This is a genomic window from Polycladomyces abyssicola (genome assembly GCF_018326425.1).
Taxonomy (GTDB): domain Bacteria; phylum Bacillota; class Bacilli; order Thermoactinomycetales; family JIR-001; genus Polycladomyces; species Polycladomyces abyssicola.
The window spans coordinates 2,494,391-2,507,290 of the sequence record NZ_AP024601.1 but is presented as its reverse complement, the minus strand read 5'-3'; the positions used below and the strand labels follow the sequence as shown (position 1 = coordinate 2,507,290).

The 12,900-nt window shown below is 48.2% G+C and carries 8 protein-coding genes; 3 read left to right on the top strand and 5 right to left on the bottom strand.

Features of this window, described 5'->3' with window-relative positions; genetic code table 11:
- Positions 1-24 precede the first annotated feature (24 nt).
- From KI215_RS12585 to cydD, 5 genes are all read right to left on the bottom strand, one after another.
- The gene (locus tag KI215_RS12585; protein WP_212775190.1) at positions 25-1,662 is read right to left on the bottom strand and encodes a lactate permease LctP family transporter; all 1,638 of its coding nucleotides are present in this window, start codon (positions 1,660-1,662) and stop codon (positions 25-27) included.
- A 372-nt stretch (positions 1,663-2,034) separates the two neighbouring features.
- Entirely contained in the window at positions 2,035-3,048 is a 1,014-nt protein-coding gene (gene cydB / locus KI215_RS12580) for a cytochrome d ubiquinol oxidase subunit II (RefSeq protein WP_212773066.1), read from the bottom strand.
- A gap of 46 nt (positions 3,049-3,094) precedes the next feature.
- Positions 3,095-4,480, bottom strand: coding sequence for a cytochrome ubiquinol oxidase subunit I (locus KI215_RS12575; protein ID WP_212773065.1), 1,386 nt, complete (start codon positions 4,478-4,480; stop codon positions 3,095-3,097).
- Positions 4,481-4,575: 95 nt separating this feature from the next.
- Positions 4,576-6,387, bottom strand: a complete 1,812-nt coding sequence (gene cydC, locus KI215_RS12570) for a thiol reductant ABC exporter subunit CydC (RefSeq protein WP_212773064.1) — start codon at positions 6,385-6,387, stop codon at positions 4,576-4,578.
- Complete coding sequence (gene cydD, locus KI215_RS12565; protein ID WP_212773063.1) at positions 6,384-8,237, bottom strand: thiol reductant ABC exporter subunit CydD; 1,854 nt, start codon at positions 8,235-8,237, stop codon at positions 6,384-6,386. The genes cydC and cydD overlap by 4 nt, the downstream gene beginning before the upstream one ends.
- 571 nt (positions 8,238-8,808) lie before the next feature.
- Here cydD and hpf point away from each other — a divergent pair.
- The 3 genes from hpf to KI215_RS12550 all read left to right on the top strand — a co-directional run bounded on the left by hpf (position 8,809) and on the right by KI215_RS12550 (position 12,670).
- Positions 8,809-9,357, top strand: coding sequence for a ribosome hibernation-promoting factor, HPF/YfiA family (gene hpf / locus KI215_RS12560; protein ID WP_212773062.1), 549 nt, complete (start codon positions 8,809-8,811; stop codon positions 9,355-9,357).
- 234 nt (positions 9,358-9,591) lie between these two features.
- On the top strand, positions 9,592-10,878 hold the full coding sequence (gene hcp / locus KI215_RS12555) for a hydroxylamine reductase (protein WP_212773061.1): 1,287 nt from the start codon (positions 9,592-9,594) through the stop codon (positions 10,876-10,878).
- Positions 10,879-11,629: 751 nt separating this feature from the next.
- A complete protein-coding gene (locus tag KI215_RS12550; protein WP_212773060.1) occupies positions 11,630-12,670 on the top strand; it encodes a zinc-dependent alcohol dehydrogenase family protein in 1,041 nt (346 codons plus the stop codon).
- Positions 12,671-12,900 lie beyond the last annotated feature (230 nt).

Genomic DNA, 12,900 nt, shown 5'->3' with positions numbered 1-12,900 from the left:
GATTTGGCTAGTACCTGCCATAGATCACAGGAGAAAGCGGAATATATATGCCAGCAGATAGGTAAAGATGCAGGTGATGAATAGTAAAGCCAAACTATATTTCAAAGTGGAGCGGAACAAACTGGATTCCTTGCCGGCTTCACCCACTGCTGCCGAAGCAATCGCTACCGATTGTGGACTGAGCAATTTCCCCATCACCCCCCCACTGGTATTGGCAGAGACGAGCAAGCTCGGTGATGTCCCGATCTGTTGTGCCGTCACCAGTTGCAGGTGAGCAAACAGAGCGTTGTTGGCGACAACCGATCCCGTCAGGAATACGCCGATCCAACCCAGAACAGGTGAGAAGAATGGGAATAACTTACCGGTTTTCGATAAAGCTAAGCCTAAGGTGGACGAAATGCCCGAGTAGTTGGCAATATAAGCAAAAGCGAGTACGAAACCGATGGTGACAATGGGTTTCCACAGTTCAAGCAATGTTTCTTTGATCAATTGAACTGTTGTTCGCATATTGACTCGGAACAACAGGAGGGTCAGGATCACAGAGAGCAAGATCGCTGTACCTGTCGAAGATAACCAGTCCAGTTTGAAAACCGCATCATATGGCGTCAGCTCCTTGGCGATCGGCGGGGCAATCAACACATGTTGATGCAGTCCGGGAATTTTTATCTTGGTGACAAGAGATTCCAATGGCCCTCCTTGGTCGAATAAATGTTTAAAGGCTTTGCTGCTCCAGATGCTGACCATGACCGTCAGGATGTAAAACGGGGACCATGCCTTGATGATCTGTCCCATTGTCACACGCCTAGAGCGGACAGTTTGTGTACCATTGTCAAGATGGAAAATGTTTTTTGGTTTCCAGAACTTCGAGAACAGTGTTAAAGCACCCATACTGATTAGAGAGGAAGTTATGTTAGCCAACTCGGGACCGATAAAAGTGACGGTCAAGTATTGTGCCGCTGCATACGATCCTCCGACAACGAGCAGTGCGGGAAATACTTCTCTGACACCGCGAAATCCATCCAAAATCCAAACCATCAAAAACGGAACAAAGAAAGAAATGATAGGTAATTGGATCCCCAGAATTTTAGACAACACGAGTTTATCGATGCCGGAGACTTGACCGGCCACAATGACCGGAATCCCCATTGCCCCAAAAGCTCCAGATGCGGCATTGGCAATCAAGCAAAGCGAGGCTGCTTGCAATGGTTGAAAGCCCAGTTCGACGAGCAATGCGGCAGAGATGGCAATCGGAACCCCAAATCCCGCCGCGCCTTCCAGAAATGCGTTAAACGAAAATCCGATCAACAAAAGTTGCAACCGTTGATCGTCGGAGATCGAGATGATACTGGATCGAATCACATCGAAATTGCCCGTTTTTACCGTGATCTTATACAGTAAAACAGCTGTAACCACGATCCAGGCGATTGGCCATAAACTATAGGCAAAACCAAAACCAACTGCACCCAGTGTCATAGAAATTGGCATGCGATAAACGAAGATGGCAATCACGAAGGCGATGAACGTTGTATAGAAAGCGGCTATATATCCTTTCAGACGTAAGATTGTTAAAGATATCACAAAGAAGAGTATCGGAATGGCAGATACGAATGCTGACAGCCATAACTGGTGAAGAGGATCATAAGTTTGTGTCCACATGTCCATAGGGAACACCCCTTCAAGCAGATCAGGGGATGAGCTCATCCATTCACTGCGAAACAGTATTGATTGTTCAGCTTCATTATACTCCCAGACGTAGATCAATGGGATGAATAATTTGTGAATAATTTCACGTAAATGCATGATAGAGAATAATAAACGATTCCGATTAACGCTATTAATCCTTGTAATTAAAGGATTTTTGCGATATGTGATGTGGGGGATGGAACAATAATTATGTGATATATTGAACAAATAGATCTGTGTGTATGAGACACTGGCACTTCCCAATTGGCGTTCGGTACCTTTCCCACAGGAGTTTGGCTTGATGTGGGGTGACCCGGATCGCACAAAAAAGGCCCTTTTCAGGGGCCCTTGTCAATAATCCAGGTGACCACCTGGACGCAGACGGTGTCGAAATACCCAATAAGTCCAAGCTTGATACGCCAAAACAAACGGTAACACAATGACAGTGATGATCGTCATCACGCGCAACGAATAGGGTCCCGATGCAGCGTTGTAGATCGTGAGACTCCAGTCGGGATTGAGGGAGCTGATCATGACGCGCGGAAACAAATGGAGAAAAACTGTGATTGATGAGAATACGATTGTCAGGCTGGTCATTAAAAACGCCCATCCGTCGCGTTTGGCGTATATGAAAAAGGGCACAGACAATAACGTCATGGCTGCCAGCACAGGTACTCCACCGGGGTCGATACCGGTTTTGCTGAACAGGTCAGTATTATAGAAACATATGACGGCAAACAAGAACATCACCAGACTGGTAAGCGCCCCGATACCCCTTGCGGTTTCCCTCGCCCTTGCCTGCATCTCGCCTACTGTGCGAAGGGAGATGTACAGCGCACCGCTTAACGTTGAAAGCAGCAGCAAACTTAATCCACCCATGATACTGAAAGGCGTAATGAGGCTCCAGAAAGTACCGACATAGTTCATGTGGGAGTCGATGGGTACACCACGTATAAAGTTGGCGATCGCTACACCCCATAGAAAGGGCGGCAGAACACTTCCCACAAACAGAAGCCAGTCCCAAGTGGAACGCCATCGCGGATTACTGATTTTACTGCGAAACTCAAAGGCCACTGCACGTACAATCAGCGCCACCAATAGCAGGAAAAGCGCGATGTAAAACCCGCTGAATAAAGTCGCGTACCAGTGTGGGAAAGCTGCGAACATCGCTCCGGCTGCGGTGATGAGCCAGACTTCATTCGCATCCCAGAACGGACCAATCGTGTTAATAATCAGTCGGCGTTGTTCATCCGTCCGTCCAAGAAAAGGGGTTAATATGCCAACGCCATAATCAAACCCTTCCAATACAAAAAATCCGGTAAATAATATGGCAATCAGAATGAACCAGACGATGTTAAGAATCAATGATCCTCACCTCGTTATCCATAATCTTTTTTACATATGCCGGTTTCTAAGTTGCCGGATGGGGGAGTTTGGCATCCATTTCTGACGGGTCCTTTTCGAAATCCGGCCCCTGACGGATAATGCGAACAAATAAATACACGTCGACAATCCCCAAAACAAGATACAGGATTCCAAACCCGAGCAACGTCGTCCATATCATGGGTGTGGTGACCGTAGAGGAAACACCGTCAATCGTTTTTTGAAGGCCCATGACCACCCATGGCTGCCTGCCCATCTCCGTCATAATCCATCCAGTGCTGTGTGCGATGGGCGGTAGGAATATCGCCCCAATCATCGCTCGCAAAAAGGTGGGATGCTGTCTCAACCGATTTTTCAGTACCAGATATACACCGTAAAGGGCCAATAGCAACATCAATACACCGGCCAGTACCATCACGCGAAAACTCCAGTAGGTTACCCATACGCTCGGGATGTAATTTCCCGGACCATATGTTCGTTCATACTGTTTCTGCAGCTGATTGATCCCTTCGACCTTACCGTAGGTGTGATTATAGGCAAGGATACTCAGCAAATAAGGAATTTCCACATTCAACGTGTTACGGTGATGTTCTTCATCGATGAGCGCGAACACGGACCAAGGGGCATGTTCCGAGCTGGTGTCCCATTGCGCTTCTGATGCCGCCATCTTCATGGGTTGTGCCTTCATTAAATGTTGAGCCTGCGAATGTCCCAGCACGATTGTCAGTACGCTGGAGACCAAAGCCACGACGATACCGATTTGAAAAGAACGCGTAAACTCCTTCAGGTGCCGCTTTTTCAGTAAATACCAAGCACTGACACCAGTGATAAAGAAAGCACCTGTAGAAATAGCACCGAACCAAACATGTGGAAACTCCACCCATAATTGAGGGTTGCCAAGCAGTGACCAAAAATTGCTCATCTCCGCCCGGCCGTTATGGATCACATAGCCCCTTGGCTCCTGCATAAAGGCATTCGCTGTCAAAATCCAAAGTGCGGATATCGACACCCCGGCGGCTGTAAGCCAAATTGCGAGCAGATGCACACGTTTGGACAACCGGTCCCATCCGAACAGCCATACCGCGACGAAAGTCGATTCGAGAAAGAAGGCAGCCAGTGCTTCGATCGCCAAGGGCGGCCCGAATACATCGCCGACGAAGCGGGAATAGGCGGACCAGTTCATGCCAAACTGGAATTCCTGCATGATTCCGGTGGCTACGCCCAGGGCGAAGTTGACAAGAAACATTTTGCCCCAAAATTTCGCCATCCGTTTATACGTTTCATCGCCTGTTCGAACATAAATCGTCTCCATCAAGGCAATCAAAACGGCCAACCCGATGGTGAGAGGCACGAAGAGAAAGTGGTAGATCGTTAAGATCCCAAACTGCCAACGGGCTAACAAAACATTCAGCATGCCAGTTCCCCTTTCACATACCGAGCGGTTTCAACATCAGGTAGGTGAAACCCTAGCCTGCGGTCAATTTGTAGGATATCCCATTAATGGGGAATTTATCTGTTACTTTCCACATTTGCGTGCAGACGGTCCCTCTCAACCTCCCACATCGCACGGTAAATGCCGCGCAGATTGAGTAATTCCATGTGTGTCCCTCTTTCTGCAATGCGGCCATCTTTCAGGACCAGAATCTCGTCAAAGGATTCCAGCCCGCTTATACGGTGGGTAATGAGCAGAACAGAGCGACCGGCAGCCACCATCCGAAGTGTCTTCATAAACCTTTGCTCAACGATTGCGTCCAAACCGGTTGTGGGCTCATCCAATAGAAGAATGGGCGCTTCCTTCAGTAATGCCCGTGCTAAGGCCAAGCGTTGCCGTTCCCCTCCAGATAAACGCGCACCGAGTTCACCAAGAAGCGTATCGTATCCATCCGGCAATTTCAGCAACACCTGATCGATCTGTGATTTTGAGGCGGCATCTTGCAGTTCCGTCAAGGTCGCTGTGGGGTGTCCCAAGCGTAAATTATCGGCCGCCGACTCATGGAATAAATAGGTTTTTTGTTCAATCAATGAAAACCAACGGCGGACCGCTTCCGGCTCCACATCTCGAAGATTGACCCCGCCAAGCTCAATCTGTCCGTTCGTTGGCTCCCAGAGACGCAATAAGAGGCGAAAGAGCGTGCTTTTTCCAGCGCCACTGGCTCCGACCAAGGCCATGTGTTTGCCCTGTGGCAAATCGAAAGAAATGCCTGTCAAGATTTTGCGTTCCGAACCGTGGTAGAGAAATGATACGTTACGTACACGCAAATCCGCTGAACGGGGAAGTTGTGAACAATGCTGTTCCAACACCGGAGGGGTTTGGTCTGTCAAACGAAACATCCTCCGCCCGGCCTCGATGCACTCCCCCAGTTGCTTGAACGCTGTCGGCAAGGGCATCACCGCTTCAAACACCGCTAACGCAGTCAGTACCAGCATGGCTAAGTAAACTCCGTCCATGCGTCCGCTTTGCACGTGCTCAATACCAAGCCACAACACAACCCACATAGTGAAATGACTGGAAATGAACAATAGCCCGTTGCCCAGGCCATCCACATGGGCCAGCCTTAATTGACGTCGGGTCCATATCCGTTGTTCCCTTTCCCATTCCTGCATCACTTTCGTTTCCAGGTTATAGGCCAACACATCAGCCATCCCCTGAATAGTGTCTACCAGCTTCGTTTGCATACGCGCCCGTGCTTGGACCGATTCCGCCCCTGCTCGCCGTGCCAGGAAATGTGTAAGCAAAGGAATACCTGCTGCGGCGGTAACAAGTCCCGCAAACAAAGCCAGAACCAAATCGCCGCCAAAGGGGGCCATTAGCACGAAGCCTAATCCCATCACGAGCAATGCCACCAACAGTGGCGCTATTGCCCGCAAATAAAAATTTTGCAGTGTATCAATGTCTCCAATTGCCGACGCCAGTACATCACCGCTGTACCGCCCTTGCCACATCATCGGTACCAACGGCTCAATGCGCCGGTACAGCCACACACGGATCTGCCGGAGGATGCGAAAGGTCAAGTCATGGGAGAAATATCGTTCAGTGTAACGGAACACGGCACGGGACAAGCCAAAAAAACGGACCCCTACAATGGGCATCCACAGCAACAAAATGGTGGCAGGGTGAAGAGCCGCTTTGGAAATCAGGTAACCGGAAGTTGCCATCAGCCCAATGTTTGCTCCTACAGTACAAAAACGAAGCAGGATGGACAGGGTAAAGCGCCAGGGAAATGGCCGTTGAAATTGAAACAAACGGACGATCACTCTCCAGAGCGACAACTGTACCTGTCTATTTTTCGGTGTCATTCTCTGTATCACCGGTCTGCTCATGCTTCTTCACCTCCTGCATACGCGGTGCGCAATCGCCGATACATTCCTTGAACAGCCATCAATTCCGATTGACTTCCTTGTTCAACAATCTTACCGTCTTCCATTACAATGATCCGATTCGCCCGATTCACTGTGCTCAGACGATGAGCAACCACAATCACCGTGCGCCCCGCAAGAAGCCGCGTGATCCCTTCCTGCATCGAAGATTCGGTTTCCGGGTCAAGGTGGGCGGTAGGTTCATCGAGCAGCACCAGCGGAGCGTCCTTGAGCAAAGCCCGTGCCACCGCTAATCTTTGGATCTGCCCCCCGCTTAAACCGTATCCGCCTTCACCCAAGGGAGTGTTGTACCCTTGGGGCAAAGAGACAATCCAATCATGTGCCTTTGCCGTACGCGCAGCCGAAATAACCTCCTCCATTGAAGCGTTGGGTCGAGCCAGGCGCAAATTATCCATAACGGTGCCGGCAAAGATATGCGTGTGTTGACGTAACACCGCCATTCGTCTTCGCCATTCGTCGATTGGCCAATCGCTTAACGCTTGACCATTGATAAGGATCTCCCCAGCCGTTGGGCGCAAAAAACCCTGCAATAGGTCGAGGAGTGTGCTTTTACCCGCTCCACTGGGCCCGACCAGCGCCAGTGTTTCACCTGGGCGAACAGTTAGATTGATATCATGTAATATAGGTGGCAATCCGGGATCATATGAAAAAGTGACATCGACGAAATCAATTGTGAACGGTTCATTCCGCGATCCATGATGAGTTGGTATCCACGGTTCCCTCTTTGCCCCTTGTTTGGGTTGCAAATCCCTGTGGATATCATTGTAAGATGCACAGGATACACGCATATCCTTTTGGATCTTCCAACCATCCTGAACCAGGCCGGGCGACTTGGCTTCGAGAATCTCGAATATTCTTCCGGCAGCCGTCACTCCGTTGAGACCTGCATGAAACTCGCTCCCCAGTGCCCGAAGGGGCTGAAAAAATTCAGGTGTCAACAACAGGATCAAAAAGGCCGTGAAAAAGGGCATACGATCAGCAACCAAGCGTAAGCCGAGTGTAACGGCGACAACTGCTGTACTCAGTGTGGCAAATAATTCCAGTAAAAAAGAAGACAAAAAAGCAACCCGAAGGGTACGCATCGTCGCCAGGCGATAGGCTTCACTGGCTCGGCCCATCCACTCCGCCCGAGCCTTGCTGCGTCCAAAAATCTTCAGCGTGGTCAAGCCCTCCAGGACATCGAGAAACCGTGCTGCGAGCAAGCTCAATTGTTGCCATTGACGTGAGCTGGCCGATTCCGCCGCCTTGCCGATCAAAATCATAAAGAATACGATCAACGGCGCAGCCACTGCAAGAATGAATGCCGTTAAACTGTCGCGTGTCAGCACGAAACCGAAAATGGCCAACGGCATCAACGCCGACAGTGCCATTTGCGGAAGATATCGGGATAAAAAGCTTTCCAATTGTTCAATCCCGGTCATCGCCGTGTTGACCAACTCGCCGCGTTGCTCTTGGGCTGACCAAACCGGTCCAAGACGCAGCAGATGTGCGATCAGCCGACGACGCAAATCCGTTTTCACACGCACGGCCAGATGCGCGGCGACCGCCTGATCCAGCCAAGTGAGAACACCGCGGGTGATGATGAGCCCGAATAAGATCCAGAGCCACGGACTTACCTGATGCAATGGAGCGTGTTCCAAAAACACAGCGTTGACCACGCGGGCCAGATAATAGGCCTGAAGGATCAACAGCACTCCGCTCGTCAACCCCACTCCCACGGTAACGGCCAGGAGCACGCGAACCATTGGTATTTGTCGTACAAGCTGCTTGATATGTATACGAATCTCCTTCAATTGTCGAAGCCCCTCCACCCGCGAATCAACTGCGGCAAAATTGATCATTGGCCACTATTGAACAGTTTTGCCGTTCACAATGGTCATATACCATTAGGATTTTTCATTGTGACTTCTAGCAATTTGGGTGCTATCTGTGCCATCGTTTGGAATCTTGATTCGCGGTAGACAACTTGTCATGAGACGAGTAGTTGCTCCTTACTAACCGCGGAGAGGACCATCATGGCATTCAATACGGTTTCATCAAGATGCATAAGCGAGTTTGTAAATCATTTCACGTGGTTTCCATTCGCCCATGCTTTAAACTTTTAAGATTAGTCAAGTGATAAAACGTTTACCGTAATACTGATTTTCTGTGAACACCCCCTTTTTTGTGAAATTTATCACATTAACTTTGTCTCATATGGCTTATGCTATTTACACAGACAAAATTTCAATTTCACTTCGGGAGTGTGAAACCTTTGGATAAATAGGCAAAAATAGCCATCATTACACCGTCTTTGAAGGGGTGTCATCTGGACATCAAGGTTCATGGAAACACGTTGATAAAGCGAAAAGGGGGGTTCGCTTCATGAATTATGTCATTCGTGGCAACAACTTCGACGTGACGGATGCTTTGCGGAGTTTTATCGAAAAAAAGATCAGCCGTCTGGAAAAGTATTTCGACCCCCCTCCTTCCGCCGATGCACACATTGCCCTCAGCGTGATTCACGATGATCACAAGGTAGAAGTGACGATTCCTTTTCCGGGCGTGCTGGTTCGCGCGGAGGAAAAAAGCGCGGACATGTATGCGTCCATTGATCTGGTCGTGGAAAAATTGGAACGGCAGATACGGAAGTATAAAACCAAGATCAACCGCAAACTCCGTCAGGAAGGAAGCCTCCGTTCGCAGCTTGTTGAAAACGGAAACACCGCTAACGCTTTGGTGGATGAGGAAGCCGAACCCAAAGTGGTGCGCACGAAGCGTTTTCAATTAAAACCGATGGACGTGGAAGAAGCCATCATCCAGATGGAACTGCTCGGACATCACTTCTTTGTGTTCTTCAACGCAGAGACTGATGAAGTGAACGTAGTATACCGCAGAAAAGACGGGCGTTACGGTTTGATCGAGCCCGAGTGAGGATATGCAAATACTTCTGAGAAACAAAAGGGTGAAGCCGGAAAACACCCTCTGCCCTCAAAAGCAGCGCTCTCCGACAAAGAATGACCTTGACAAGCTTGGGGGACCACGAACGATATCCATGGTATGGATAAAACAAATCAATAGATAAGAGTCATTTATGTGGCTGACACAGAGTTTCTGCAATAGCTTGGATGGATTCACGTGAGTTATGTGAGAAGGAGGAAGGGAAATATGTTTTGTCACCAATGTGAGCAGACACCAATGGGTGGATGTAAAATTATCGGAGTTTGTGGAAAAAACGAAGTGATCGCTAGTTTGCAAGATATTTTGGTTTTTGGGTTAAAAGGGATCGCTGCATATCGTACACATGCTTATCAGCTCGGATATACCGACCCGTTTGTAGATGCTACCACACATGAAGCACTTTACATGACACTGACCAATTCCAACTTTAATGAGCAAGAGCATTTTGAGATGGCGATGAAAGTTGGGCAAGCAGCGATCCGGGTTATGGAATTGCTAGATCGTGCTCATACAGAACGCTTTGGGATTCCACAGCCCGTTCGTGTTAGCCAAAATAAAATAGAAGGAAAAGCAATTTTGGTAACAGGGCATAATTTGCTTGCACTTGAAAAATTATTAGAGCAAACGATGGATAAAGGGATTAACATTTATACACATTCCGAAATGTTACCAGCACATGGTTATCCTCAACTGAAAAAGTATCCTCATTTAAAAGGGAACATCGGTAAATCATGGTTTGATCAAAGAAGGCTGTTTGAAAAATTCCCGGGCGCTATTTTAGCAACAACGAACTGTGTCATGCCCATTAAAGGTACGTATGCAGACCGCTTCTTCTCTTACGATGTAGCAGGGCTTGAAGGAGTACAAAAAATTGAAAATGATGATTTTACACCATTGATCAAGCGTGCTTTAGAGCTTCCAGAAGTGAATATAGAGTCTGATCAAGAGCTCGTTACAGGCTTCCACCATGAGACAGTACTAGGAATGGCACCGGAAATTATCCAGGCTGTGAAAGATGGAAAAATTAAGCGCTTCTTTGTCATTGCAGGTTGTGACGCTCCAGGGAAAGGTGGGGAATATTATCGAAAATTAGCCACATCCTTGCCACCTGAAACGGTTATTCTAACCACTTCTTGCGGCAAGTTCCGCTTTAACGATGTAGATTACGGAGTAGTACCAGGTACAGATATTCCACGCTATATTGATTTAGGGCAATGTAATAATTCGATTTCCACTGTGAAGATTGCGGCTGCACTAGCCGAAGCATTTGGATGTGAGGTAAACGAACTGCCAGTCAGTATCGTGTTATCTTGGTTTGAGCAAAAAGCAGTTGCCATCCTATTGGGGTTGTTAAGCTTAGGTATTCAAGATATCCGTATTGGACCGAAAGCTCCTGAGTTTATTTCGCCAGGCGTGTTGCAAGTATTACAAGAGAGATTTGGCTTAAAATTGATTGGGGATGTACAAGCAGATATGCAAGTCATGTTAACGTAGAGCTCTACACACCTGACCATCTCATCTTTAAAGGGAGCGCTATAGGATTAAGCCGTTTATGTTTGAAGGCCATAAGGGCTCTTGTCCCGCTGCCGGTCACAATGTGGGATCTCACTTGCTGTAAGTGGGATCTTATATTTTTACATCAGTATCCTCTCCACGGAGAAGTAAGTGGAGGAATTGGATCTGCCATTGACGAGGATCATGAAACTCACGGCAAGCGGCCGTTAAAAAAAGACACCCCTGAGGTAGAAAAGGAGATCCGCGTCAACACCACGTTTTTCTATCTGACGACAGTGTCATAATACGAAAACACGAATTCAGATACAATAACATCAAGCAATAGCATCAAACTAAATGGACCAGGAGGAAAGAACATGAATGATATGCCTTTTCATTGTGGTCAGAGGATAGGAGAGGACATTTCTTTGTGCCCTGCTCTAACCCAACTGAAGCAAGAACATATTCCGTTAAGGGAACAAATGGAGCAAACTGATAGGTATAAACATTGCTCCGTAAACCTTTAACTTTAGGAGTATGTGTCCCAAAAATACGGTGTATTTAAAAATTGGAATGGACAGAAAAGCAAATTGGCATATTAACGATAGACAGTCATCGTTCGACTAATTCAAGAAAGGAGTCCCATATAAGACGGCAATAGATTGATCCCCGTTAGATTCGGACGAATGACCTTAAGACGACCTTAAATTGAGTAGCTTGACAGCGAAAAAATGAGGGGGCACACAGAATAATGAAAGCGCTTGTATTCCGTGGTCCGGGAAAGTTTGAGTGGGTAGAAAAAGACAAGCCGACGATTCAAAATCCGACGGATGCCATCATCAAAATCACCAAAACGACGATTTGCGGCACAGATTTACATATCTTGGGCGGTGATGTGCCGGCGGTAACCGACGGCCGAACCTTGGGACACGAAGGGGTTGGAATAGTAGAAGGAGTCGGCTCGGGTGTCAACAATTTCAAACCCGGAGACAGAGTCCTGATTTCTTGTGTCACTTCCTGTGGAAGATGCGATTATTGCAAAAAAGCGATGTACGCCCACTGTGAAGACGGCGGTTGGATTCTGGGACACCTGATCGACGGTACCCAGGCGGAATACGTTCGGATCCCTTATGCCGATACGAGCTTGTATCACATTCCTCCGGGAACCGATGAGGAAGCACTTGTCATGCTGAGTGACATTTTCCCGACGAGTTTGGAAATCGGGGTGATCAACGGCGAAGTTCAGCCGGGGGATGTGGTTGCGATCGTCGGGGCTGGTCCGGTTGGGATGGCGTCACTCTTGACAGCGCAACTTTATTCACCTGCGGAGATCATCATGGTCGACCTCGACGATTATCGATTGGAGATGTCCAAAAAGTTCGGGGCCACCAAGACAGTAAACAGCTCCAAGGGAAATGCGGTTGAGCAAGTGATGGAATTAACGGACGGAAAGGGTGTTGACGTAGCGATTGAGGCCGTCGGATTTCCGGTGACCTTCGACATCTGTCAGCAAATCCTGAAGCCCGGTGGACGGCTGGCCAATGTCGGTGTACACGGCAAGCCTGTCGATTTGCACTTGGAACAATTGTGGATTCGCAATGTCAAGATCACCACCGGGCTAGTTAGTACGAGCACGACACCGATGCTGATCAAAACGGTGCAGTCCGGGAAGATCAAACCACAACAGTTGGTCACCCACCGTTTTCCGCTGGACCAGATCATGCAGGCGTACGAGGTATTTCGCAATGCAGCCAAAGAAAAAGCGATGAAAGTGATTTTATACAATGATTGACATGATTGACCCTGGTAAAGAAATGGTTTGTCCGCTTTTGCCACACCCGCTCATTTCCGAAGATGGCGTGCCGTTTTGTAAGAATGCAGTTTGTTGATAAAGTGATGCGGGCCTGATTTTCCGTCTGATGCTCCGCATTCGACGAGAAAATCAGGCCCGCTCCTTAAAAAAGGTCGCCGTTTTCCCACGACGTCCTTTGAGTGTTTGCAAAACAGGATCGAGAGGGAAAA